This window comes from Ketobacter sp. MCCC 1A13808 (genome assembly GCF_009746715.1).
In the GTDB taxonomy this organism is placed as follows: domain Bacteria; phylum Pseudomonadota; class Gammaproteobacteria; order Pseudomonadales; family Ketobacteraceae; genus Ketobacter.
In genome coordinates this window covers 83,794-109,624 of record NZ_VRKW01000004.1, presented here as the reverse complement: position 1 = coordinate 109,624, position 25,831 = coordinate 83,794, and the positions used below count along the sequence as shown (strand labels likewise).

Here is a 25,831-nt window from a genome sequence, read left to right as displayed (position 1 = left end):
CTACCGAACAACAGCCACGGACTTTATTTGTGCCCACACTTTAACGCCTTTCTGCAATTCAAGATGATGCGCTGAGCGTTGGGTAATGCGAGCGATTAACGTTACCGATCCGACCTGCATCCAGACCAAGGCCATAGCGGGGTCTTTATCCTCGATAATCTGGGTAATGCGACCTTGAAGACGGTTCAGGATGCTGCTGTCCGAATGGTTATCAAGCGCCAGACTGATGTCTCTGGCTAGAATGCGAATACGGACAACCTGATCCTCCTCGTCACCTGCATCACGCACCCATAGGGTACCACCCGAGAAAGCGACTCGCGTTAGGTGCCACCGGCTATCTCGTTCGACCACTCTGGCTTCCACAATAATTCCAGTGTCAACGCCGCTGTGCAGGGTGAATTCAGATTGGGCAACCACTTCGGTAACGGGCCCGTGAGTGACTACCCGGCCTCGCTCCAACAGTACCAAGTGATCGGCCAGTTTGGTGACCTCATCAATGGAGTGGCTGACATACAATATGGGTAAATGAAATTCGGTGTGCAAGCGCTCAAGGTAGGGCATGATTTCCCGTTTGCGTGCCGGGTCCAGAGATGCCAATGGTTCATCCATCAGCAGCAGTTTTGGATTGATTAACAAAGCGCGTGCTATGGCAACACGTTGACGTTCACCACCGGAAAGCTGAGCGGGGTATTGCTGCAGAACAGGTTCCAGGTCCATCAATGCAACAACGCGATGGTATAGCACCATTGAACTGGAATCGTCTGCACGCTTGCGTGCGTATTCCAGGTTTTTTTTGGCAGTCAGGTGCGGGAATAAACTGGATTCCTGAAATACGTACCCCAGCGGGCGTTTATGAGTAGGCATTGTTGAACTGCCATCTTGCCAATGCATTCCGTTCACAATCAACTTGGCGTGGGGAACGGGAATCAAACCCGCTATGCATCGCAATAAGGTCGTCTTCCCGGAACCGGACGGCCCGAAAATGGCGGTGATACCCTGGGCAGGGAGGGTAAGCTTCACGTCAAGGTTGAATCCCCGCTCGGCTGAAGATGCATATTTCATTCTGAAGTCCAATTCAATGCTCACAGACCGAGCCTCATAACGGCGCCGTACTTTTTACCCGGAAACAGATAGAGCCCAAGCAAGATTAGAAATGAAAACAAAATCATGGCACCGGAAAGCCAATGCGCCTGGGCATAATCCAGTACTTCCACGTGGTCGTATATCTGCACCGATACCACACGGGTTTGACCCGGTATGTTGCCACCCAGCATCAGCACCACACCGAATTCTCCCACGGTGTGAGCAAAGCCCAAAATGGCTGCAGTGATAAACCCGGGTTTGGCCAACGGCACGACAACAGTGAAGAAACGGTCAACCGGACCCGCACGCAGGGTTGCGGCCACTTCAAGCGGGCGGTTTCCCATTGCTTCTAACGCGTTTTGAATCGGCTGAACAACAAAAGGCAGGGAGTAAATAAGGGATCCCACCACCAGCCCCCAAAAGGTGAACGGCAGCGTGCCCAAACCAAGGCTTTGGGTGAGACGACCCACAGCGCCCTCCGGCCCCATTAGAATGAGTAAATAAAAACCCAGCACCGTAGGCGGTAACACCAGCGGCAATGCCACCACAGCACCGACGGGGCCTTTCCACCAGGAGCGGGTTCGTGCCAGCCACCAGGCAAGCGGTGTGCCCAGAATCAGAAGCAATATCGTCACCGTTGTGGCAAGTCGGAACGTTAAACCAATGGCTTCTAAATCCTGCGCTGTAAATCCCATCGAAATTACTCAATCGCCTGTTGATAGCCATAGGAACGCATTATCGCTCTGGCGGTGTCTGTTTTCATAAAGCCCATGAACGCCTTTATTGCTTGGCTGTCTTTGCCTTTACGTAAAATCACCGCATCCTGACTAATCGGGCTGTGCAGGTGGTTGGGGATGATCCAGCCTGAGCCGCGCTGTATTTTGCCGTCTTTATAGATTTGCGATAGAGCCACAAAGCCGAGATCGGCATTGCCGGTTGCAATGAACTGGAATGTTTGCGCAATATTTTCCCCCATTACCCATTTGATATTGCTTTGTCGCTGGACATTCAAGCGTTGCAATACTTCCATAGCCGCTACGCCATAGGGTGCAAAGCGGGGGTTGGCCAACGCCAGGGTCCGGTATTGACGCTGAACCAGAATTTGCCCTTGGGGATCAACAACTCCCGCTTCTTTTGACCATAAGGCCAGTACACCGAGTGCGTAGGTGAAGCGGGAATCTGCCGGGGCTAAATGCGCTTTTACCAGCGCTTCCGGCTTGTCTTGGTCGGCAGAGAAAAAGGCCTGGAACGGGGCACCATTTCTGATTTGGGCAAATAGCTTTCCTGACGAGCCGAAGGATAAGCGGACAGTATGCCCGTACTGTGTTTCAAAGCGGCTCACTATGTCCGGCATGACGTTTGCGAAATTCGAGGCGACAGCAATGAGGATGGTATCGGTGGGACGGTTGTTTTGGTTGGGAGCTGCACTGAGGTTGGTTGTCTCTGCGATACTCGAGTTACTGCCTACCAGCATCAGCAGTAGCATTAACAGCTTGCTTAGGCGACGGTATGAGTCTGCTCGCATGGGCCAGGTTCCGGCGGGATGGGGAATGATTCAGTCCTGAATTGATGCGTTATATAGCAAAGTATATAACGCTTGTCCATCACAGGAAACCGCCTGTTTGAATAGAACACTAGAGAATCCCCCATGAAATCAAGTAACATTCGGACGTTTAGCAGCGGAACCCATCCCTGAATCCTTACAGGAACCCTCACAGGAACCCCCAAATCATGACAATTAACCCCATCCGTGGCGATCTGATTAATCTGGAAGAAGCGCTTCAGGAACTTCATACGATCCGGGATTTCCTGCGTTGGTCGGTCAGCCTTTTCAACGAGCATCAGGTGGTGCAGGGACACGGTTATGCGGATGCCTGGGATGAGGCGGTCGCACTGGTGTTACACGCATTGCACTTGCCCTGGGATATCGACACACGGATTCAGGATGCCCGTTTGCTCACCAGTGAGAAAGAAGCGGTTTGCGCATTGTTGGAAAAGCGCGTGGTGGAGCGCATTCCCACAGCGTATCTGACTGGCACCGGTTGGTTTGCCGAAATCCCTTTTAAAGTGGATCAACGTGTGTTGATTCCCCGTTCACCTATCGCTGAATTGATAGAGAAACAATTCGCTCCCTGGGTTGACCCGGATCAGGTGGATGTGATCCTGGATATGTGCGCAGGTAGCGGGTGTATCGGCATCGCATGCGCGCATTATTTTCCGCAAGCGTTGGTGGACTGTGTGGATCTGAGTGAGGATGCCTTGGATGTGGCAGAGCAAAATGTGTTGTCTTTGGGTGTCGAACATCAGGTCAATGTGATTTATTCCGATCTTTTCGAAGCATTGGAAGGGCGTACCTACGATATTATCGTGTCTAACCCGCCCTATGTCGATAAAGCCGATATGGACTCGCTACCAGATGAGTTTCATCACGAACCACGCATGGGGTTGGAAGCGGGTAATGATGGCCTGGATATCGTGCGGCGTATGTTGCCGGAACTGTCGCGACATCTGAATCCGGGTGGCATCGTGGTGATTGAAGTAGGTAACTCCTGGGAAGCATTGGAAGTCCTGTATGAAAACGTCGCCTTTACCTGGCTGGAGTTCGAGCGGGGCGGTCACGGTGTTTTTCTATTGACGAAAGAAGAAATTGACCATCAGCAAGCTGAGTTTGTGCTTTAAATATAAAGCATAACCAATTGTTTTAAAAGCCCCTTCGAGTGGCGATCACCAGCGAAATTCAGTTTCGCATGTCGTGACAATGGCAGGTATAATGTGCTCCCTTTTTTGTTCCATTCACTGTAAATCAGGTAACCATAAGAGTTCACTCTATGTCGGGTAATACGTTCGGTAAACTGTTCACTGTCACCACCTTTGGCGAAAGCCACGGTATAGCGCTGGGTTGCATTGTGGATGGTTGCCCCCCGGGACTTGAACTCAGTGAAGCCGATCTGCAGATCGATCTGGATCGGCGCAAACCCGGCACCTCAAAGTACGCGACACAGCGTCGTGAGGACGACGAAGTGCAAATCCTGTCCGGGGTGTTTGAAGGCAAAACCACCGGCACGTCAATTGGTTTACTGATCCGCAATAAAGACCAGAAATCCAAAGATTACTCCGAAATAAAAGACAAATTCCGGCCCGCCCATGCTGACTATACCTACCACCAAAAATACGGGGTGCGGGACTATCGTGGTGGTGGTCGATCCTCCGCCCGGGAAACCGCGATGCGGGTGGCTGCTGGTGCCATTGCAAAAAAGTACCTCAAGCAGCGTTTCGGAATCGAAGTGCGCGGTTATGTGTCCCAGATTGGTGATATCAAGCCTACTTCTTTTGATTGGGATGCGGTCCCGCAAAATCCGTTTTTCTGCCCGGATCAGAGCGTTGTGCCGCAAATGGAAGCCCTGATCGACCAGTTGCGGCGCGATGGCAGCTCAATCGGCGCCAAAGTGACCGTGGTAGCGACGGGAATGATGCCGGGGTTAGGTGAACCGATTTTCGATCGTCTGGATGCCGAACTGGCGCACGCCCTGATGAGCATAAACGCGGTTAAAGGCGTTGAGATCGGGGCCGGGTTCGACGTTGTGACTCAGCGCGGTGAACAGCATCGCGATGAGCTTACCCCAGACGGTTTCGAATCCAACAATGCGGGCGGTATTTTGGGCGGTATCTCGTCAGGGCAGGATATTATCGCCCATATTGCCTTAAAGCCGACTTCGAGCCTGCGGATTCCAGGCAAAAGTATCGATACGGACGGCAATCCCGTGGAGGTAGTGACCCTCGGGCGACACGACCCCTGCGTTGGGGTACGTGCTACGCCCATCGCCGAAGCCATGATGGCGTTGGTGTTGATGGATCACGCCCTAAGGCATCGCGGCCAGAACGCCGATGTAGAGACCCATACACCACAGCTTGCCGGCTCTGCTCGCATTAAGGAGCAAGAGTAGGTAGTGATCGCGGGTGTTCAGCCGGAAGCCAGCGTTCAGAGCGTTCCTTATTGGCGCTTGTCTTCATTCTATTTCTATTATTTTGGGTTACTTGGGGCCTTGCTACCGTTCCTGGGTCTCTATTTGCAGGAACAAGGTTTTTCCTTGTCGGAAATCGGGCAGCTCAGCGCTACGATCGTCGGTACGAAGCTGTTAGCACCGAATATTTGGGGATGGCTGGCAGATTATACCGGTAGACGCATACAGATTATCAGGCTTGGTTCGGTACTGTCGCTGATGATCTTTGCCGGTATCTTTCTTCATCCCGGTTTCTGGGGGATGGCGTTGGTGCTGTGTGGCTTCAGCTTCTTTTGGAATGCCGTTATGCCGCAATTTGAAGTGGTCACTTTGCGGCACCTGGATCGGCAGACTGATCAGTACAGCCGAATACGATTATGGGGCTCGGTTGGTTTTGTTGCCGCGGTGGTCGGATTAGGTTGGTATTTCGAGCACGAAAGCATCGCCCGTTTACCGATAATTCTGTTTATCCTGCTGGCTTTGATCGCCGTATCCAGTTTTGCCATTTCGTCACCGGTAACGGCGGCGGCAAGCAAAGGCAGCCTTGCGGTGTTTATTGCACAATTGAAATCACCTCAGGTCATTTTGTTCTTTAGCATTTGCTTGTTATTGCAGATTTCTCACGGCCCCTATTACACCTTTTTTTCTATCTTCTTGCAGGATCATGGTTATAGCAAGACCGCAATAGGCTGGCTTTGGGCGCTTGGTGTTGTCGCTGAAATAGGGGTTTTTCTGGTAGCCCACCGGCTGTTTAGCTGGTTCGATGTGCGCACGCTGGCTGTGAGTTGCCTGCTGATAGGGGCCCTACGATGGTGGCTGACCGGTGCCTATCCCCAGTCGTTGGCTCTCATTTTGCTGGCACAACTCGGGCATGCTGCCACTTTCGGGGTGTTTCATGCGATCGCTATTCATCTGATCCATCGTTATTTTAACGCCCAGGCCTCGGGGCAAGGGCAGGCCATGTATAGCTCGTTCAGTTTTGGCTTGGGTGGCGCTCTGGGTGCGTATTTTTCCGGAATGATTGTTGAAAACTGGGGTGGTTCCATGGCTTACTTTATGGCAGCAGGAATTGCGCTGGTGGCCGGACTGCTGGCATTGGGTCTGACATCACCGAGGCAGGGCGGTGGCAAAAGTGAGACCTTAACCTGACTTCAACTTTTATCAATTGACACAGTACATCAATTCAGAAGGTAAGTAATGGCTGATATTCAGCAATTGAAACACGACGTAATCGAAATCGGCCGCTGGGTTGATTCCCGTAACTGGTGCCCGGCGACCAGTGGTAATCTATCGGCGAAAATTGACGAGTCCCGGATTCTGATTACGGTCTCGGGTCATGCGAAAGGCGCGTTAACTGAGCAGGATTTAATGGAAGTTGATGCCGAAGGTCAGCCCTTTAATAATGAAAAACAACCTTCAGCAGAAACACTGCTTCATGCGCTGATTTATGGTCATGATCCCCAAGCCGGCTATGTTATACACACCCACTCAATATTCGGAACCGTTTTTAGCCGTGCTATCTGGCAGGGCGAAATCCGCTTCAAAAACTATGAAATGCAAAAAGCGTTTCGTGGTGTTACCAGCCACGAGCAGGAAGTGGTGGTGCCTGTTTTCGCCAATAGTCAGGATATGATGGCGTTGGCCAAAGAGGTCAACGCCTACTTGACCCAAAAACCCGTATGCCCGGCTTTTATTCTTGCGGGGCACGGCATTTATACCTGGGGGAATACCGTTGCAGAGGTTCGTCGTCATAGCGAAGCAATGGAGTTTCTAATGGAGTGTGAGTATCAAAGTTGCCTGTTGTTAAAATGAGGGAAACACAATGAGCAAATTGTATGTGTTTAACGATATCCATGCCGCACAGGCTGATAGAGTTACAGAAGATCAGAGCGAAATTGCCAGAATACTCGAACAAAAAGGCATTGGTTTTGAACAGTGGGAAACGGATTTTGAGGTGACTGCGGATTCCACCAGCGATGATATTTTGCAAGCCTACTCTGGCTCTATAGAGCGCCTGCAGAAAGAAGGTGGCTATGAAACAGCGGATGTTATTAATATGACGCCGGATCATCCGCAAAAAAATGAGTTGCGCAATAAGTTTCTTGAAGAACACATCCATACAGAAGACGAAGTACGTTTTTTTGTAAAGGGAGATGGGCTGTTTTATTTGCACCTAGATGATGGTGTTTATGCTATTCAATGCTGTCAAAACGATTTGATTCGGGTTCCGGCCAACACCCGTCACTGGTTTGATATGGGAGGCAGCCCGAATTTTACGGCCGTCCGCCTGTTCACCAATGTCGATGGTTGGGTCGCAAAATTCACCGGCGAAAAAATCGCAAATGAATTTCCGCGCTACGAAGCCTTAACCAAGTAGTCATCATCTCACTCACCGGACAGCAGAATGATCAAAGCCATAGTTACGGATATCGAAGGCACAACGACCAGCATTTCATTTGTAGCGGACGTCTTGTTTCCCTATGCCAGGGCAAGGATGGCAGATTTTATAATTGAACATCAGGGCGAGCCTGAAGTAGCCAGACAGATTGAGGCTGTCCGCTCCGAAATTAACAACGCCGATGCCAGCGTGCAGGAAGTGATAGACACCCTGATTGGCTGGATTGATCAGGATCAGAAAATAACGCCGTTAAAGTCACTGCAGGGCATGATTTGGCAATCCGGCTATGAGTCAGGTGAACTCACCGGCCACCTGTATCCAGAAGTAGCGGCTTGTCTGGCGCATTGGAAGAATCAGGGTATCCACCTAAGCGTATATTCATCCGGCTCCGAGGCGGCCCAAAAACTGCTGTTCGGAAACAGCGTAGCAGGGGATTTGACACCCTTGTTCGAACATTTTTTTGATACCAGGATTGGCGGCAAACGCGAACCAGAATCTTACCGGCACATTCAGCAACAGCTCAAGTATGCAGCAGACGAAATCCTGTTCCTTTCGGATATAGTGGAGGAGCTAGACGCTGCCGCCGCCGCAGGGATCAATACACTGGCACTGAACCGTGATCACAAGTCCCTCGATCTTGGCGAGCATACCCAGATCTCGGGGTTCGATGAAATTACCTTGTGATTAAAAAACTGTTCGTCTATGGCACTTTGCAATTGCCGGAAATTACTCAGAGGGTGGTTGGTTGTGAGTTCGAGACGCTACCTGCGGTGTTGAGTGGCTATCGCTGCGGTTTGGTGCAGCGGGCTGATTTTCCGGGTATTGTGCCCTGTGCCGAATCGGTGGTGAAGGGGGCGCTTTTGCACGACCTGTCGCCGCAGCAAATCGCGCGTCTGGACCGTTACGAAGGCGAACTTTATCAACGTATACAGGTTCACGTGAAGGTCGACGCAGAGTTCCAGTTAGCCTGGGTTTATAGCATCGTTCCCTGGGCGCGGGGCAGGGTAAGCAAAATACCCTGGTCCATTGGTTGGTATCGCACACAAAGCAGAAAGCCCCGCCTAACCTATCGATAGTTTGATTGTCCCTCCGAGCTTTGTTCTGCCTGAGTGATTAAATCCAAAATGGCACGCGCCGCATTCGATAACGAGTGTTTTTCGTGATAAACCACCCCGAGGGTTCTTTCAAGTTGTACCCCTTTCACGTTGAACGGCGTAACGGTTTCGTCGAGCATGGTTTTGGGTAACACCGTCCAGCCTAACCCAATTGAGGTCATCATTTTGATGGTCTCAAGATAATTGGTAGAAATAGGCACATCAATGCGTAATTTTTTTTGCTGGAACAAAGATTCTACGATTCGACGGGTGAAGGTTGTCATGCTCGGGAGGATCGCAGGATGGTTGGTTAGTTGCTCAAGGTCTTTAAGGGTTTCTCCTGCCAGGGGATGTTCCAACCCGACCATAAATACTAATTGGTCCTGCCAGATAGCACGGGTTCTCACATTCGAATGTTGGTCCGGCGGTAGAGTAACAATTCCTAATTCCAGTTTCCCCTGGGTGACCAGGTCAAACGCCAATTCAGAATCAATAAATTGAATATCCAGAAACACTTGTGGGTAGCGTTGCGTAAACCGCTTCAGAATAGGGGGCAGGCGGTGCAATCCAATATGGTGGGATGTCCCTATTTTCAACGTGCCACTGACCTCGCCATTGAGGTTGGAGAGTGAGCGTCGCATATCGTCCATTTCCAGCAAGATCCGGTTTGCTCTGGGCAACAGGTCACGCCCGGCTTCGGTCAGCGCCACTTGTCTGCCGATACGATCAAATAGCTGGCAGCCAAGTGTAATTTCGAGCTGATTGATGCGTTTGCTCACGGCGGGTTGAGTCAGGTGCAATTGCAGAGCCGCTTGTGAGAAGGAACCGAGTTCGGCAACGGCGATAAAGGCTTTCAGTTCGGCTATCTCCATAGCGTGTTCCTCGTCAAAAGCGTTTAGCAAGAAAGACGCTAGCTGAAGCATCCATTCCAAATAGTAATCCAATTTATAAAAAATATGAATTTGTTTTATGGCGCTCTGAGTATTAGCATTACCTGGAGAGTGAGAACCAGACTAAATTCTGGACTTTATATCAATACAATCGGAGAGAGGACACCACCATGACAGGTAAAACCCTGTATGACAAGTTGTGGGATGCCCATGTTGTCAAACAACGAGAAGACGGCACAGCACTGATTTATATTGATCGTCAGTTGTTGCACGAAGTCACGTCACCGCAGGCGTTTGAAGGTTTGCGGCTTGCCGGACGCAGGCCTTGGCGTATTGATGCCAACATAGCCACCCCGGATCATAATGTACCGACCATGAATCGCAGCGGTCCGATTGAAGACGAAGTATCCCGCATTCAGGTGCAGACATTAGACGATAATTGCGATGAATTCGGTATTGTCGAATTCAAAATGAATGACCACCGGCAAGGGATTGTTCATGTGGTTGGTCCGGAGCAGGGTGCAACCTTACCTGGTATGACAATCGTATGCGGAGATTCTCATACAGCGACTCATGGCGCCTTTGGAGCGCTGGCACACGGTATCGGCACTTCCGAAGTTGAGCATGTGATGGCAACTCAATGCCTGATTCAGAAGAAAATGAAAAGCATGCAGATCAGGGTAAACGGTCAATTGGGGCAGGGTGTCACGGCTAAGGATGTGGTGCTGGCCATTATCGCTAAAATAGGCACCGCCGGCGGCACGGGCTACGCCATTGAATTTGCCGGTACGGTGCTGGAGTCGCTCTCTATGGAGGGTCGCATGACCATCTGTAACATGGCGATCGAAGCAGGTGCTCGCGCCGGTATGGTGGCCGTGGACGATAAAACCATTGATTATTTCCGAGGGCGACCTTATGCGCCCAAGGGTGACCAGTGGGAGCGCGCAGTGGATTACTGGAAAACCCTGAAAAGTGATCCGGGTGCCCAGTTTGATGCGGTGGTTGAGTTGGACGGGGCTGCTATTCGGCCTCAGGTTAGCTGGGGTACGTCTCCTGAAATGGTGGTTGCCATTGATGAAGCCTTGCCTGATCCCGATGTGGAATCGGATCCGGTTAAAGCGGATGGTATGCGCCGTGCGTATCAATACATGGGATTAAAGCCCGGTATCACAATGGCTGATGTTGTGCCTGACCGTGTTTTTATCGGCTCTTGTACTAATTCCCGTATCGAAGACTTGCGCGCAGCGGCGGCGGTAGCCAAGGGCCGTAAAGTGTCCGGCAAAGTGAAGCAGGCCATGGTGGTGCCCGGTTCTGGCTTGGTTAAGCAACAGGCGGAAGATGAAGGTCTCGATCAAATCTTTATTGCGGCGGGTTTTGAGTGGCGTGAACCGGGTTGTTCTATGTGTCTGGCCATGAATGCAGACCGTTTGGGCGATGGTGAGCATTGCGCGTCCACGTCCAACCGCAACTTTGAAGGCAGACAGGGATACGGCGGGCGCACGCACCTGGTCAGTCCTGCAATGGCAGCAGCAGCGGCCATCGCCGGTCATTTTGTCGACATCCGTACTTTCAACGGTTAATCACAGGAGCACTAGAATGGAAAAGTACACTTTGTTCGAAGGCATTGTGGCACCCTTAGACCGGGCAAATGTCGATACGGATTTGATTATCCCAAAACAGTTTTTGAAATCCATTAAACGCACTGGTTTTGGACCTAATCTGTTCGATGAATTACGTTATCTTGATGAAGGCCAGCCTGGGCAGGATTGTGCCGGAAGACCGATTAATACTGATTTCGTACTCAATAAACCGCGCTATAAAAATGCCGGCATTTTATTGGCAAGGCGCAATTTCGGTTGCGGTTCGAGCCGGGAACATGCGCCCTGGGCGTTAACGGATTTCGGATTTCGCACGGTTCTGGCCCCTAGCTTTGCCGATATATTCTTTAACAATAGTTTTAAGAACGGTTTGTTACCTATTGTACTGGAAGAACATATAATTGATCAGCTGTTTGCCGAGGTGGAAGCGAATGAGGGCTATAAGCTGACCATAGACCTGGCCAATCAGATCATTATCAAAGCGGGTGGCGAACAGATTCCCTTTGAAGTGGATCCATTCCGCAAGCATTGTCTGCTCGAAGGCCTGGACGACATCGGCCTGACCCTGCAAGACGCAGATACCATTAAAGAATACGAAGCCCAGCGCCGCAGCGATGCGCCCTGGCTATTCGATGCCATTAAATAATCTTTAAATTATTAGTTACAGGTGTACAGGTTCAATGTCTAAGAAAATTCTGATTTTGCCCGGCGATGGTATCGGTCCCGAAATTATGGAACAGGCCGTTGCCGTGCTCAATTACCTGAACCAAGCAGATAACCTCGGGCTGGAGCTGGAACAGGCCCTGGTGGGTGGTGCTGCGATTGATGCTACCGGTGGACCGCTTCCGACGGAAACCCTTGCGATGGCCAAGGCAGCGGATGCAATTCTGTTCGGTGCCATAGGCGGTCCGCAATGGGAGTCGCTGGATATGGCTATCCGGCCGGAAAAAGGCCTGTTGGGCTTACGCTCCAATCTGGAATTGTTCGGTAATCTAAGGCCCGCAATACTTTATCCCCAGTTAGTCGAAGCCTCCAGCCTAAAGCCTGATCTGGTATCTGGCCTGGATATTGTGATAGTGCGTGAACTCACCGGTGGGATTTACTTTGGTCAACCTCGCGGAATCCGTACGTTGGAGAATGGCGAACGGCAGGGTTTCAACACCTACGTCTATTCCGAGTCGGAAATAAAACGCATAGGGCGGCTCGCATTTGAGACCGCCATGAAACGCAACAAAAAACTGTGCAGTGTTGATAAGGCCAATGTGCTTGAAGTGACCGAGCTTTGGCGTGAGGTCATTACCGATCTCGGCAAAGAGTATCCTGAGGTGGAGCTAAGTCACATGTATGTGGATAACGCAGCCATGCAGCTAATCAGGGCACCAAAACAGTTTGATGTTATCGTTACCGGCAATATGTTCGGCGATATACTGTCCGACGCGGCGGCCATGTTGACCGGATCCATCGGTATGCTGCCCTCAGCATCCCTGGACCAAAACAGCAAGGGCATGTACGAGCCCTGTCACGGTTCTGCGCCGGATATTGCCGGAAAAGGCTTGGCTAACCCCTTAGCAACGTTGTTATCCGCTGCTATGATGCTGCGCTACTCACTTAATTTGGACGCTGCTGCAGTTCGTATAGAACAGGCAGTAAATACGGTGCTTGAGCAAGGTTACCGGACCGCCGATATTGCAACCGGGACGGACCAGAAGGTGAGCACAGCAGAAATGGGGGCCGCAGTACTCAACGCTCTCAACGCACAAAATTGATTTTAAGAGTAAGTAAACCATGACTAAAACTTATGATGTAGCTGTCGTTGGCGCCACCGGTGCTGTCGGCGAGACAATGATCCGGGTTCTTGAAGAACGAAATTTTCCGGTGGGTACTTTATATGCGCTGGCCAGCGAGCGCTCGGAAGGGAAAGTCGTTCAGTTCAAAGGCAAGAATGTGCGGGTGCAAAACCTGGCGAACTTTGATTTCTCCAAAGTACAAATTGGCTTGTTCTCTGCGGGTGGTTCCATCTCTGCAGAGTTTGCGCCGAAAGCGGCGGCGGCCGGGTGTGTTGTTATCGACAATACCTCACACTATCGCTATGAAGACGATATTCCGTTGGTCGTACCGGAAGTGAATCCGGAGAAAATTGCGCAATACAAAACCCGCGGCATTATTGCCAACCCAAATTGCTCGACCATCCAGATGATGGTTGCGCTGAAGCCGATATACGATGCAGTCGGCATTGAACGCATTAATGTGGCAACCTATCAGGCGGTTTCCGGTACCGGAAAAGAAGCCATCGAGGAACTGGCGGTCCAGACACGTAATCTGTTGAACGGACAAGCCGCAACGGCGAGCGTGTATCCAAAGCAAATAGCGTTCAACGCGTTGCCGCAAATCGATGTGTTTCAGGAAAACGGTTACACCAAAGAAGAAATGAAAATGGTGTGGGAGACGAAAAAAATTCTGGGGGATGACGCCATCCAGGTCAACCCGACTTGCGTTCGTATTCCGGTGTTCTATGGTCATTCAGAGGCCGTGCATATTGAAACCCGCGATAAGATTTCGGCGGCGGCGGTGCGTGAACTGTTAGAAAAGGCACCCGGCGTGCAGGTGATGGATGCGCTCGAAGCGGGCGGCTATCCTACAGCGGTAACGGAAGCGACTGATAATGATGAAACTTTTGTCGGCCGCATACGGGAAGATATTTCTCATCCCAGAGGCATCGATATGTGGGTTGTAGCGGACAATGTTCGCAAAGGTGCTGCAACAAATAGTGTTCAGATTGCCGAAAAGTTGATAAAAGACTACATATAATTGATACTTACCTCCATCTTGTCAGGTTGGTTCTAGTTTAATCAGCTAACTCCGTCACGATTATTCGAGAATTTGCCTGACAACCATAAATTGAAAGCTATCCTTATTAGGGGGTAGCTTCTGATTTTGCAGGGCTCTCCTAAGCTTGTTATAAAGTAAGCTGTGAAACAAATTTCATAAAATCAATAGGATGGCTATGCTGTCCAGTGGTCGAATTGAGCAAAGGATTAGATGAATGGTTCGTAAACTTGCCGCTGCAATGCTTGGTGTCGGTGTCTTTATTCCCGGATTGGCAAACGCACTGGGTTTGGGTGAAATCAAACTCAATTCTGCTCTGAGTGAACCCCTGGATGCAGAAATCGAATTAGTGCAGGTTCGGGAGCTCACCTCGACAGAAATTTTACCTACGCTGGCCAACGAAAACGATTTTGCCAATTCTCACATTGAGCGTTATCACTTTCTCACGGATCTGAAGTTCAAAGTGGTCGTGAACGAAAAGGGCAAATCGGTCATCCGGATCAGTTCCAGCAAACCGGTTAAAGAACCTTTCCTGAATTTTCTAGTAGAAGTGAACTGGCCTGCAGGCCGCTTGTTGAGAGAATACACGCTCCTGCTGGACCCGCCTGTTTATAGCTCTCAAACAGCGGCGCCGGTCACGCAGCCAACCCGCGCAGCGACCGCCACTAAATCAGTACCAAGTTACGAAGCGGCAGACCAACAGCAAACCTACAGCAGCGGCACCTACGCGCAAAATTCTTCCGGCGGTTCCCCCCAGGTAGAAACCCACACCATTGGCAGCAATGACAGTTTGTGGGCAATTGCCACTGATATGAAGCCATCGGATAAAGTCAATATTCAGCAAACCATGATGGCGATCCAGCGAATCAACCCGGACGCCTTCATCGACAACAACATTAACCTGCTTAAGAAAGGCCAGGTGTTGCGTGCCCCCACGGAAGAGGAGGCGATGTCGCTCACAAGCCGGGAAGCCATTGCTATGGCTGGAGAGCAAAACCGTTTGTGGCGCGAAAAGCTGGCCAACCGAGGTATTACAACAGAGGCAGATACCCGGCAAGTCGATCTGAGTGGACGCAGTGTGACCCGGGAGCAGGAGCCTGCCCCCTCCGATGAATCTGCGCGACTAAAACTGGTTTCAGGTGCTGATGGCGGTGCCGGGTCAGGGCAAAGCGGAAGCGGAACAGCCGAAAATGGCAACCTGCGTAACGATCTTGCCGTGGCTGAAGAAAATATTGATAAGTTCAAGCTGGAAAAAGAAGAACTTCAGCTGCGCGTGAATGATTTGGAAGATCAGCTGGACACTTCAGAAAAGGTACTCACGCTCAAAGACGAACAAATTGCTGCGCTGCAAGCCAAGCTGCGGGAGCTTGAGCAACAGCAAGCGGCAGAAGCGGCAGAAGCCGATGCTGACACCGGTGTCGAAACACCCCCTATGGTCGTCGACGACGCCATGGAACCGGTACCAGAAGAAATTATTGAAGAAGAGGTAGTGACCGAAGAGGAAGTTGATTACAACTACCAGGACGAAGTCGTTGCCGACGCGGATACCTCTGAAGAAGAGCAGGATTCCGCTACAGCGGAACCCGAAGTTGAACCCGAGTCCGAAGAGATTTCGGCCGTGGGCGTAATAATGGAGGAGCCTGCTGAGCAGCAACCCCAACCGATTCCTGAACCGGTTGCGGAAAACCCGGGTATTTTGCAACAACTAATGCAAAACCCGCTTTATCTGGCTGCCGGTGGTGGCGCCATCGTACTGTTAATTTTGCTCGGTTTGATTGCACTGCGTAAAAAGCAGGGTGATGACGAGTTGGAAGAGGACATGGTCGAAGACTTCCAGCTGCCGGACTCGCAAGACGACGCCATGTTGCAGTTGGATTCAGTGGATCTGGATTCGGATGATGATTTTGAAGAGGCAGTGGAGGCCAGCGCCGATGAAGAAACGGTGGCTCAAACCAGCGATGTAATCGGCGAAGCTGATATTTATATTGCCTATGGTCGATTCCCGCAGGCCATCGAAATGCTGGAGAATGCTGCGGTTAAAGAGCCTAACAGATCGGATATCCGGCTTAAGCTATGTGAAGTTTGCGCTGAAGCGAACGAGCCTGACACCTTTATGACGCACTACGCTGCGATCCAATCGCTCGGAGATGCTTCTGACCTGGCAAAAGCGAACGAATTAAAAGCGAAAATTAATCTGGATGATGGCGCGCCCATTGCGGAAGAAACCGATTCGTTTGAATCGTTCGATTCCGATTTATCCGGTTCCGACTTTGAAGCTTCGGACTTTGAAACTTCCGACTTTGAAACTTCAGAGTTTGATCGTCCGGTTTCTGATGTGCAGGACGACGATGACACCGTTATTCTGTCGGCGCCGGACCTGGCAGAGTCTTCAGCTCCTGATGCGCCGGATTCTTTCGATTTTGATATCAGTGAATCTGACGCGCCAAACGATGTAACCGCAGAGTCCGAAACCGATCTTGACTTTGATTTGGATGAGCTTAGAGACGCCGATTCAGCGCTTGACTCTGATGCCGCATCCACCACTACCGACGAAGTTGCTGGTCTCGATTTCGATCTGAATCTTGAATTAGAGGACGAGGCTAATTCAGCATCGGAGTTGCCTGTAGCCGACGCGACGGACGACACCACAATGGATTTCGATACCGATTTCTCATTGGATGATGTGCCGGACTCCGGCAGTAATGAGGAAACTCCTCCGTTGGATAGCAGCCTGGAGTTTGACGGTTCTGGTAGCCTGGACGAGGTGCCGGACGCAACGGCTCCCGAAACGCCGCTAGCGGGTGATGACTCTGCAATGGATTTCGATCTGGATTTTGACAGTTCGGAATCTGCACCCGAAGTACCCACGGTTGAGCCTGATTCGCTGTTGGATTCCTTTGAAGCACCCGCAGACGCAGATGACGACGAGCCTCTGATCGACTCGCAATCGGCTGCGCAGCTTGCAGACGAATTGGATTTGGATCTCGACGGAGACTTTTTGTCCACCAGCTCAACTGATAGTGTGGTGACCGAGTCTGATGACTTTGGGGCAGATGATTTTGTCGATGAGCTGCCGGCGTCTTCTGATACATCGGGCCTGGAATTGCCGCCTGCGGCCAATGACATGGCTGACTCCGGAGACGACCTGGATTTCCTGTCCGACGAAGACGAAGCTTCTACCAAGCTCGATCTGGCCCGTGCCTATATTGATATGGGTGATAGAGAGGGTGCAAAGGATATTCTTGACGAGGTGATGATTGAAGGTAATGACAGTCAGAAGCAAGAGGCGAAGGACCTTCTCATTCGCCTGGAGTCTTGATCCTAAACATCAGAAAACGTAACATCCGCAAAAGAGGGCCCAACCGGCCCTCTTTTTTTATTCCACCGATTATGTACAGCCTGTTCAGGATTATGTGAGAAATAAGACATGAGAGTGGCCATGGGTGTGGAGTACGATGGCAGTCACTTTCATGGCTGGCAGCGTCAGAAGCACCAAACAGAAACAGTCCAGGAGAAACTGGAAACGGCGCTGAGTAAAGTGGCCAATCATCCGGTCAGGGTAATTTGTGCCGGCCGAACTGATACCGGAGTCCATGGCGTCGGTCAGGTGGTTCATTTTGATACCGAGGCTGTTCGAAGTGATAAAGGCTGGGTATTCGGCTGTAATACTCAGCTGCCCGATAGTGTCTCCGTGCGTTGGGCAAAGCCGGTTTCTAATGAATTCCATGCGCGCTTCTCTGCACAGGCCAGAAGCTATCGCTACGTCATTTTTAACGATCCCCTGCGACCGGCGCTGGGCATCAACCATCTGACCTGGCAATATTTGCCTCTGGATGCCGAGAGAATGCACCACACCGCGCAGATCCTGGTCGGCAAACACGACTTCAGCTCTTTCCAGGCGCAAGGCTGTCAGGCGAAATCCCCGGTCCGTACGGTGCATCATCTGAATATTCGGACCAAAGGTTCATTAGTCATTATGGACATCAAAGCGAATGCGTTTTTGCAGCATATGGTGAGGAACGTTGCCGGGGTGTTGATGGCCGTTGGTAGTGGTAAGCAACCGGTGAGTTGGGTTGAGGAAGTATTAAATCATCGCAACCGTACGTTGGGTGGCGTCACTGCGTCTCCAGCGGGGCTTTATTTTATGAACGTGGATTATCCTGCAGAACACCAAATCCCGCTTCATCGTGTGGATATCCCCTCTATGCCCCTTTAAATCGGCTGAGATAGGCAGTTGTTTCCTGTTGGCAAGATGCCGAAACCCGACAGGAATCTGGTAAACTGCGGGCCCATTGCCCTGGAGTTTGATTGTGCGCACCCGAGTTAAAATTTGTGGAATTACTAATCTGGACGATGCTCTGGCCGCCGCGCAGGCGGGTGCCGACGCCATTGGCCTGGTTTTCTACCCGCAAAGCCCCCGCAATGTCTCTATTGAGCAGGCTCGCCAGATTGTCACTGCGCTGCCTGCTTTCACCAGCTCAGTGGGTCTGTTCGTCAACGCAGAGCCGTCATTCATAAGCAGCGTCTTGCAGCAGGTACCGCTGGATTTACTGCAGTTTCATGGCGATGAGCCGGAGCCCGAATGCAGCGGATATGGGCGTCCTTATATCAAGGCCATTCGCATGCAGGAAGGGGTGGATCTGGTCCACCTTTGCCAGACTTTCGGCAGCAGTCGTGGTATTCTTTTGGACACTTTTGTGGCAGGTAAGGCCGGTGGTACTGGCCAGGTTTTTGACTGGTCACGAGTCCCTCCGCAACTTCCGAAGCCGATTATCCTGGCCGGAGGTTTAGACCCCTCAAATATTGCCAAGGCAGTGACTAACGTGCGGCCTTGGGCAGTAGATGTTAGTGGCGGGGTAGAACTGGTTGTCGGGCAGGGTAAAGAGCAAATTATCAAGAAAGGTAAAAAAGATGCGGAACGGATCCGCAGCTTTATTGAAGGAGTAAACAGTGTCTCAAACTGAGCGTGATATTCTTAATACGCCGGATGCGGAAGGCAAATTCGGCCCCTATGGCGGCCGCTTCGTATCTGAAACTTTAATGTACGCCCTGGATGAACTGGAACAGATCTATAACAAGCTGTCCAAAGATCCAGATTTTCAGGCTGCGTTTGATAAAGATCTGGCTCATTATGTGGGCCGACCTTCGCCTTTATATCATGCCGAGCGATGGTCGCAACGGGTGGGTGGAGCGCAAATCTATCTCAAACGTGAAGACTTGAATCACACCGGTGCCCATAAAGTGAATAACACCATTGGCCAAGCGCTTCTGGCCAAGTACACGGGCAAACGACGGGTTATTGCTGAAACCGGCGCAGGTCAACACGGGGTAGCAACTGCGACAGTTGCAGCACGTTTAGGGCTGGAGTGTGAAGTATTCATGGGCGCTGAAGATATTCAGCGTCAATCACTTAACGTATACCGCATGAAGCTGCTGGGTGCGAAGGTGACCGCCGTTACTTCGGGAACCAAAACCCTGAAGGACGCCATGAACGAAGCCATGCGTGATTGGGTTACCAATGTAGACGACACCTTTTATATTATCGGTACGGTAGCAGGTCCCCACCCCTATCCGCAGCTGGTTCGAGATTTTCAATGCGTGATTGGCCGTGAAGCCAGAGTTCAATGCCAGGCCCAGGCTGGGAAATTGCCCGACGCGCTGGTCGCTTGTGTGGGCGGTGGTTCTAATGCCATCGGTTTGTTTCACCCTTTTCTGGCGGATGAGAGTGTGCAAATGTACGGCGTCGAAGCAGGCGGGCTGGGTTTGGCCAGCGGTGATCACGCCGCTCCCTTATGTGCCGGTCGCCCGGGGGTATTGCATGGCAACCGGACTTATCTGATGGAAGACGACGCGGGTCAGATTTTGCCGACGCACTCCGTTTCTGCCGGTTTGGATTATCCTGGTGTGGGCCCTGAACATGCCTGGTTAAAAGATTGCGGTCGGGTCAAATATGTAGCCATTAATGACGACGAAGCGCTGGCCGCGTTCCGCAGTCTGACCCGGATTGAGGGGATTATGCCTGCCTTGGAATCCAGCCATGCCGTAGCCTATGCCGAAAAGCTGGCGGCAACAATGTCAACCGATGAGATTGTCATAGTGAACCTGTCAGGACGAGGCGATAAAGACATTCTTACAGTCGCAGAACTCGACGGGATTACCTTGTGAAGGTAGCTAAGAGGAGAGATTCATGAGCCGTATCAAGGCTTGCCTTCAGAATTTGAAGCAACAGAATAAAAAAGCACTGATTCCGTTTATTACCGCCGGTGATCCTAATTTGAAAGCCACTGTTCCGCTGATGCTTCAATTAGTGGAGAGCGGCGCAGATATAATTGAGCTGGGCGTTCCGTTTTCTGATCCGATGGCCGATGGCCCCGTGATCCAGTTAGCGGATGAGCGGGCGTTAGAGCAGGGCACAACAATCACGCATGTGCTGGAAATGGTAGCCGAGTTCCGAGCCAGCAACCAGACCACGCCCGTTGTGCTGATGGGGTATCTCAACCCGATTGAAGTCACAGGTTACGAAACCTTCGCGGAGGCAGCAGCAGCAGCAGGTGTGGACGGTCTTATTACCGTGGATCTGCCTGTGGAAGCCGCTGCCGGTCCGGTGGAGATCTTCGACAAAGCCGGAATTGAAAGTATATTTCTGATTGCCCCGACGACCAGTGACAAACGTATTGCCAAGATCGCCGCGATGGGGCGGGGCTACTTATATTACGTTTCCTTGAAAGGGGTAACCGGTGCCGGAAACCTGGATGTGGACGCGGTTAATCAGAAACTGGAAACAATTCGTAAAATAACCGATTTGCCCATTGCGGTCGGCTTTGGTATCAAGGATGCAGAAACGGCTAGATCAATCGGTCGCAATGCAGACGGAGTCGTTGTGGGGAGTGCTTTGGTAAACCTGATTGCCAATAACCAAAACGATGCTCAAACCATGCTGACGCAAGTGGGCGGGTTTATACAATCCTTACGCAGTGGCCTCGATCAATAATAAACTAATAAAAGGGCTGAAAAACAGGATGACTTTATATGAGTAATAGCTGGTTAGGAAAAATTCTACCCAGTGTCGGGAGAAGCACGCACAAGAAGAGCGACATCCCGGAGGGGTTGTGGCGCAAATGCGCTAAGTGTGGCGCATTCTTGTATCGACCGGAGTTGGAAAAGAACCTGGATGTATGTCCCAAGTGTGATCATCACATGAGGGTAAATGCCCGCCGTCGCATTGATTTGTTCCTTGATCCGGAGGGCCGTGAAGAGCTGGCCGCGGACTTGGAGCCGTTTGATCGACTTAAGTTTAAAGACAGCAAACGCTATAAGGATCGCTTGGTTGCGGCTCAGAAATCCACGGGCGAGAAAGACGCACTGGTGGCTTTTAAAGGTGTCGTTAACGAATATCCCGTAGTGGCAGTTGCATTTGAGTTCGAATTTATGGGCGGGTCCATGGGCTCGATCGTAGGTGAGAAATTCGTTCGGGCAGTGAATGTTGCCATTGAGAATCGCTGTCCTCTGGTGTGTTTCTCTGCCAGTGGTGGTGCGCGTATGCAAGAAGCTTTGTTTTCGTTGATGCAGATGGCGAAAACCAGTGCTGCACTGGAGAAACTGAAAGAGCAGCGGTTGCCTTTCTTTTCCGTGTTGACGGATCCCGTTTATGGTGGCGTTTCTGCCAGTTTGGCCATGTTGGGCGACATTAATTTGGCAGAGCCCAATGCATTAATTGGATTCGCCGGACCAAGGGTCATTGAGCAAACCGTACGGCAAAAATTGCCGGAAGGATTCCAGCGCAGCGAATTTCTGCTGGAACATGGAGCTATCGACATTATTGTGCACAGGAACGAGCTGAAAGATACGCTACATCGTTTAATGAGTAAGTTATTACCGGTGAGCAGTAACGCTGAATGACTCTGGCTGATTGGCTGAGCCGGCTTGAAAAGCTTCACTTCAAGACCATTGACATGGGGTTGGAGCGGGTTAAACAGGCGGCTCAGCGGTTAGGTGTAATTGCACCCGGTGCCTTTGTTTTTACGGTGGCTGGTACAAATGGAAAGGGCTCTACTTCCACGCTCATCCACAATGTGCTGCTGGAAGCCGGATACCATGTCGGATTATATACCTCTCCCCACTTGATTCAGTTTAATGAACGAATTTGTATTGATGGCCAGATTTGTTCTGATCAGGAATTGATATCAGCATTCGAAGCAATCGAAGCGACGCGTGGAGAGATCAGTCTCACCTATTTTGAATTCACTACACTGGCAGCTGCCTGGATATTCCAGCGCAAAAAACTGGATGCCTGGGTTTTGGAAGTGGGGCTGGGCGGGCGACTGGACGCGGTTAATATATGGGATCCGGATATTGCGGTGGTCACCAGCATCGATCTTGACCATCAGCAATGGCTTGGAGAGAACAGGGAAGCCATCGGTATTGAAAAGGTCGGGATTGGTCGGCCTGGCAAACCGCTGGTGATGGGCGATCCTAATCCACCGCTCTCGGTGGTTGAGCATGCGAACAGTCAGGCAATGGAGCTGTATCTACGAAATCGGGAGTTTAGCGTTCTAACCGATCAGACGGAGTGGCGGGCTGACGTTTCAGCGGGTCAATCACGTACAGTCCAGCAAATAGAACATCTGCCGTATCCTCAAATATACCTGGACAACGCCCTGAGCGCGTTACAGGCATTAGTGCTCAGTCCTTTTACGATTACCCAGCCGCAGTTGAGAAAAGCGTTAATGGACACCCGCCTGACTGGTCGACAGCAGATTGTGCATGAAGCGCCGGCCGTAATGCTGGATGTGGGTCATAATCCTCATGCCGCCCGGGCGTTAACAAAATCTCTTTTGTCGTCAGAATATAAACGGGTTCATTGCATCGTCGGCATGTTGAACGATAAGGCTGTGACCGAAACGTTGCTCGAGCTGCTTGCCTGTGTAGACACCTGGTATCCGGTAAATGCCGCCTCGTCCAGAGGCGCACCAGCCAGTGAAATTAGTGATCTATTAACCCAAGCCGGAGCAACCATTGGCCGTTGTTCAACCCATCCAGGCCGCTGCTGTGAGCAATTAATGACCCGCCTGTCAAAGAATGACCTGATTGTTGTGTTCGGATCCTTCTATACTGTGTCAGAAGTTATACAATACTGTAACTTCGCTAAAGAATAATCATAACCACCTTCACAGAGGACATAGCGGTTGGATCAAAGTCTAAAACAACGGTTGGTCGGTGCTGTGGTGCTGATCGCTCTCGCTGTCATATTGTTACCTTTGATATTCGACGGGCAAAAACAACAAATTAACGTCAATGCCTACGATATTCCGGATAAACCGGCGTTTTCGATTCAGTCCGTCGATTTTCAGCCGGCTGAGGAGGATGCTGCGGCAGCGCGTAGGTCTATTCAAAGCCAGATTGACCAAAAACAGGATGCTGAACCCATTCCGGCCACAATGGCGGATAACGCAACTGTGGAGGAGCATATCGAAGCGGAAAAAAAAGTGGATATACAGGTTCAGGCGCAATCCACGGAAGAAAATATCAAATTAGCGGATGCGTGGGTGATTCAGGTGGGGGCGTTTTCCAGCGCAGCGAACGCCAATGCCCTGCGGGACAAACTTAATAAGGCGGGCTTTAAAGCCTATACGCATGCGGTCTCCAACCTGTATAAAGTCTACGTCGGGCCGGAAATACGAAAGTATCGCCTGGAACAACAAAAAAACCGATTAGAGCAGGAATTTAAAGTTAAAACACTGATTCTGAAGTACATTCCGTAAGTGAAAGATAATAGGATTTTGACGGCGGCTTTGTTAGAATTCGGCCCTTCATCCAGACACCTTCCAGATTCCGGTATTCATCTACAATGAGCATCGCCGATTACCTGATTATTGGCTGTATACTGATTTCCATGGCTTTGAGCCTGCATCGTGGTTTTACGGTAGAGGCCTTGTCTCTGGCAACCTGGGTCGCTGCTTTTATCGTGGCTCGTTTGTTCAGCGTGCCGCTGGCTGTGGTATTCAGCCAATGGATCGAGTTACCGTCAGCACGGCAACCAATTGCGTTTATATTGTTGTTCGTTGCCACCTTGATAGTCGGCGCTCTGATCAAGCATTTGGTGAAGCACCTGGTTCAAGCTACCGGACTTTCTGGCACCGATAGGGTGTTGGGAAGTGTTTTCGGCCTGCTAAGGGGCAGTTTATTGGTGGTGATTGCTTTGGCCGTATTGAGCAGAATGACCCAGATGCCTTTGGATCCCTGGTGGAAGCAATCCATTTTAATACCCCATTTTTTAATGGTAGAAGAGTGGACCGCCGAAATGGGCCAACTGCTTTGGCATAACCTGATGGGCATCAGTGCGAAGTAGCCTGACAAGCTTTGGATTTTAAACACGACGTATCGAGGTAAAGCGAATGTGCGGAATAGTCGGCATAGTAGGCCGTTCTAATGTTAATCAGACTCTGTATGACGCACTCACCGTACTTCAACACAGAGGGCAGGACGCTGCGGGCATCGTCACCTGTGACGAAGACAAACTTTACCTGAGAAAAGACAACGGCATGGTGCGTGACGTGTTCCGTTCCCGCCATATGCGGCGGCTCATTGGCAATATGGGAATAGGGCATGTGCGCTATCCCACAGCAGGCTCTTCGAGCTCGGCGGAAGCGCAACCGTTCTACGTCAACTCCCCCTATGGTATTACCCTGGCCCATAACGGCAATCTAACCAATGCTGCAGAAATTGGCGAAGATCTTTACAAGACTGATTTGCGTCATATTAATACCAATTCCGATTCCGAAGTACTGCTCAATATTTTTGCTCATGAATTGCAGCGAATGGGTAAACTGATGCCCAATGAAGAAGATATTTTTTCAGCGGTATCCGCGGTACATCAGCGTTGTCGTGGCGCTTATGCGGTGGTTGCGATGATCACCGGATACGGCATTGTGGGTTTTAGAGACCCGCGTGGCATTCGTCCGGTTTGTTTTGGCGAGCGTGTTACTGAAGCCGGCAGCGAATATATGATTGCGTCAGAGAGCGTTGCATTGCAAGCAATGGGGTTCACGCTGGTCCGTGATATTGCGCCGGGTGAAGCCATTTATATCAATATGGATGGCCAGCTCTTTACACGCCAATGCGCAGAGAACCCGATCTATCGGCCATGTATTTTCGAGCACGTTTACCTGGCGCGCCCTGATTCCATTATGGATGGTATTTCAGTTTATAAATCCCGTCTGCGCATGGGGGAAAAGCTGGCTGATAAAATCAAGCGGGTTTGGCCGGACCATGATATAGACGTAGTGATTCCGATACCCGATACCAGCAGGACTTCTGCTCTGCAATTGGCTTACAACCTGGGCGTGAAATTCAGGGAAGGGTTTATAAAAAACCGCTACATCGGTCGTACGTTCATTATGCCGGGTCAAAATGAACGTCGGAAATCCGTGCGGCAGAAACTCAATGCCATTGGTCTGGAATTTCAGGGCAAAAATGTGTTATTGGTTGATGACTCGATCGTACGCGGGACGACATGCAATCAGATTATTGAGATGGCGCGGGATGCCGGTGCGAAGAATGTGTATTTTGCTTCCGCTGCGCCACCGGTCTGCTATCCCAATGTGTATGGAATTGATATGCCTTCTGCCAGCGAACTGATCGCCCACGGCCGCACCGTTGAAGAAATCCAGACTTTGATCGGTGCTGACTGGTTGGTATATCAGGATCTGGAAGACCTGGTTTCTGCATCACAGGAAGGTAACCCGGATATCACCGAATTTGATTGTTCTGTTTTTAGCGGTGAATATGTGACAGGCGATATTGATAGTGATTACCTGATGCGCTTGGATCAGAAGCGAAATGACTCGGCTAAAAAGAAAAAAGGACGCAGTGTGGTAAATGCGGACGATGAAAGTATCGATTTGCATAACGCTGACTAACTCAAAGAAACGACGATGGGAAT

Annotated in this window: 25 protein-coding genes; 21 read left to right on the top strand and 4 right to left on the bottom strand. The window is 50.8% G+C overall.

The window, feature by feature from the left end:
• Genes modC through modA form a run of 3 tightly spaced genes read right to left on the bottom strand, consistent with a single transcriptional unit; the run spans position 1 to position 2,608 of the window.
• Positions 1-1,062, bottom strand: a complete 1,062-nt coding sequence (gene modC, locus FT643_RS10060) for a molybdenum ABC transporter ATP-binding protein (RefSeq protein WP_156871483.1) — start codon at positions 1,060-1,062, stop codon at positions 1-3.
• A gap of 20 nt (positions 1,063-1,082) precedes the next feature.
• Positions 1,083-1,778, bottom strand: a complete 696-nt coding sequence (modB, locus tag FT643_RS10055; protein WP_156871265.1) for a molybdate ABC transporter permease subunit — start codon at positions 1,776-1,778, stop codon at positions 1,083-1,085.
• A 5-nt stretch (positions 1,779-1,783) separates the two neighbouring features.
• Positions 1,784-2,608, bottom strand: a complete 825-nt coding sequence (gene modA, locus FT643_RS10050) for a molybdate ABC transporter substrate-binding protein (RefSeq protein ID WP_156871264.1) — start codon at positions 2,606-2,608, stop codon at positions 1,784-1,786.
• A gap of 206 nt (positions 2,609-2,814) precedes the next feature.
• On the opposite strand from modA, the gene prmB reads away from it, so the two are divergent.
• The 7 genes from prmB (at position 2,815) to FT643_RS10015 (ending at position 8,558) form a co-directional block, all read left to right on the top strand.
• On the top strand, positions 2,815-3,762 hold the full coding sequence (gene prmB / locus FT643_RS10045) for a 50S ribosomal protein L3 N(5)-glutamine methyltransferase (protein ID WP_156871263.1): 948 nt from the start codon (positions 2,815-2,817) through the stop codon (positions 3,760-3,762).
• A 149-nt stretch (positions 3,763-3,911) separates the two neighbouring features.
• On the top strand, positions 3,912-5,027 hold the full coding sequence (aroC, locus tag FT643_RS10040; RefSeq protein WP_156871262.1) for a chorismate synthase: 1,116 nt from the start codon (positions 3,912-3,914) through the stop codon (positions 5,025-5,027).
• Positions 5,028-5,030: 3 nt separating this feature from the next.
• Complete coding sequence (locus FT643_RS10035) at positions 5,031-6,233, top strand: MFS transporter (protein ID WP_198043460.1); 1,203 nt, start codon at positions 5,031-5,033, stop codon at positions 6,231-6,233.
• Positions 6,234-6,281: 48 nt separating this feature from the next.
• Positions 6,282-6,896 carry a methylthioribulose 1-phosphate dehydratase gene (locus FT643_RS10030; protein WP_156871261.1) on the top strand — a complete coding sequence of 205 codons (615 nt, stop codon included), beginning with the start codon at positions 6,282-6,284 and terminating at the stop codon, positions 6,894-6,896.
• Between the two features lie 10 nt (positions 6,897-6,906).
• On the top strand, positions 6,907-7,461 hold the full coding sequence (locus tag FT643_RS10025; RefSeq protein ID WP_156871260.1) for a 1,2-dihydroxy-3-keto-5-methylthiopentene dioxygenase: 555 nt from the start codon (positions 6,907-6,909) through the stop codon (positions 7,459-7,461).
• A gap of 27 nt (positions 7,462-7,488) precedes the next feature.
• The gene (gene mtnC / locus FT643_RS10020) at positions 7,489-8,166 is read left to right on the top strand and encodes an acireductone synthase (protein WP_156871259.1); all 678 of its coding nucleotides are present in this window, start codon (positions 7,489-7,491) and stop codon (positions 8,164-8,166) included.
• The gene (locus FT643_RS10015) at positions 8,163-8,558 is read left to right on the top strand and encodes a gamma-glutamylcyclotransferase family protein (protein ID WP_156871258.1); all 396 of its coding nucleotides are present in this window, start codon (positions 8,163-8,165) and stop codon (positions 8,556-8,558) included. Before mtnC ends, FT643_RS10015 begins: the two co-directional genes overlap by 4 nt.
• Here FT643_RS10015 and FT643_RS10010 read toward each other — a convergent pair.
• Positions 8,549-9,448, bottom strand: a complete 900-nt coding sequence (locus FT643_RS10010; protein WP_156871257.1) for a LysR family transcriptional regulator — start codon at positions 9,446-9,448, stop codon at positions 8,549-8,551. The genes FT643_RS10015 and FT643_RS10010 overlap by 10 nt on opposite strands.
• Before the next feature lie 188 nt (positions 9,449-9,636).
• Between FT643_RS10010 and leuC the strand changes: the two genes are divergently transcribed.
• From leuC to purF, 14 genes are all read left to right on the top strand, one after another.
• Positions 9,637-11,046, top strand: a complete 1,410-nt coding sequence (leuC, locus tag FT643_RS10005; protein ID WP_156871256.1) for a 3-isopropylmalate dehydratase large subunit — start codon at positions 9,637-9,639, stop codon at positions 11,044-11,046.
• 16 nt (positions 11,047-11,062) lie between these two features.
• Positions 11,063-11,710 (top strand): 3-isopropylmalate dehydratase small subunit, encoded by a 648-nt coding sequence (gene leuD / locus FT643_RS10000; protein WP_156871255.1) that lies wholly within the window; start codon positions 11,063-11,065, stop codon positions 11,708-11,710.
• Positions 11,711-11,744: 34 nt separating this feature from the next.
• A complete protein-coding gene (leuB, locus tag FT643_RS09995) occupies positions 11,745-12,830 on the top strand; it encodes a 3-isopropylmalate dehydrogenase (protein ID WP_156871254.1) in 1,086 nt (361 codons plus the stop codon).
• A gap of 19 nt (positions 12,831-12,849) precedes the next feature.
• On the top strand, positions 12,850-13,872 hold the full coding sequence (locus tag FT643_RS09990) for an aspartate-semialdehyde dehydrogenase (protein WP_156871253.1): 1,023 nt from the start codon (positions 12,850-12,852) through the stop codon (positions 13,870-13,872).
• A gap of 235 nt (positions 13,873-14,107) precedes the next feature.
• Positions 14,108-17,209, top strand: a complete 3,102-nt coding sequence (locus FT643_RS09985) for a FimV/HubP family polar landmark protein (protein ID WP_156871252.1) — start codon at positions 14,108-14,110, stop codon at positions 17,207-17,209.
• 108 nt (positions 17,210-17,317) lie between these two features.
• Positions 17,318-18,106 carry a tRNA pseudouridine(38-40) synthase TruA gene (gene truA / locus FT643_RS09980; RefSeq protein ID WP_156871251.1) on the top strand — a complete coding sequence of 263 codons (789 nt, stop codon included), beginning with the start codon at positions 17,318-17,320 and terminating at the stop codon, positions 18,104-18,106.
• A gap of 91 nt (positions 18,107-18,197) precedes the next feature.
• The gene (locus tag FT643_RS09975; protein WP_317622003.1) at positions 18,198-18,854 is read left to right on the top strand and encodes a phosphoribosylanthranilate isomerase; all 657 of its coding nucleotides are present in this window, start codon (positions 18,198-18,200) and stop codon (positions 18,852-18,854) included.
• On the top strand, positions 18,841-20,055 hold the full coding sequence (gene trpB, locus FT643_RS09970) for a tryptophan synthase subunit beta (RefSeq protein WP_317621994.1): 1,215 nt from the start codon (positions 18,841-18,843) through the stop codon (positions 20,053-20,055). Before FT643_RS09975 ends, trpB begins: the two co-directional genes overlap by 14 nt.
• Positions 20,056-20,077: 22 nt before the next feature.
• Complete coding sequence (gene trpA, locus FT643_RS09965) at positions 20,078-20,881, top strand: tryptophan synthase subunit alpha (RefSeq protein WP_156871250.1); 804 nt, start codon at positions 20,078-20,080, stop codon at positions 20,879-20,881.
• Positions 20,882-20,919: 38 nt separating this feature from the next.
• Positions 20,920-21,789 carry an acetyl-CoA carboxylase, carboxyltransferase subunit beta gene (accD, locus tag FT643_RS09960; RefSeq protein ID WP_156871249.1) on the top strand — a complete coding sequence of 290 codons (870 nt, stop codon included), beginning with the start codon at positions 20,920-20,922 and terminating at the stop codon, positions 21,787-21,789.
• On the top strand, positions 21,786-23,045 hold the full coding sequence (gene folC, locus FT643_RS09955; protein ID WP_156871248.1) for a bifunctional tetrahydrofolate synthase/dihydrofolate synthase: 1,260 nt from the start codon (positions 21,786-21,788) through the stop codon (positions 23,043-23,045). The genes accD and folC overlap by 4 nt, the downstream gene beginning before the upstream one ends.
• A 30-nt stretch (positions 23,046-23,075) precedes the next feature.
• Positions 23,076-23,651, top strand: a complete 576-nt coding sequence (locus tag FT643_RS09950; RefSeq protein WP_156871247.1) for an SPOR domain-containing protein — start codon at positions 23,076-23,078, stop codon at positions 23,649-23,651.
• An 86-nt stretch (positions 23,652-23,737) separates the two neighbouring features.
• Positions 23,738-24,238 carry a CvpA family protein gene (locus FT643_RS09945; protein WP_156871246.1) on the top strand — a complete coding sequence of 167 codons (501 nt, stop codon included), beginning with the start codon at positions 23,738-23,740 and terminating at the stop codon, positions 24,236-24,238.
• 46 nt (positions 24,239-24,284) lie between these two features.
• Positions 24,285-25,808 carry an amidophosphoribosyltransferase gene (purF, locus tag FT643_RS09940; RefSeq protein ID WP_156871245.1) on the top strand — a complete coding sequence of 508 codons (1,524 nt, stop codon included), beginning with the start codon at positions 24,285-24,287 and terminating at the stop codon, positions 25,806-25,808.
• Positions 25,809-25,831 lie beyond the last annotated feature (23 nt).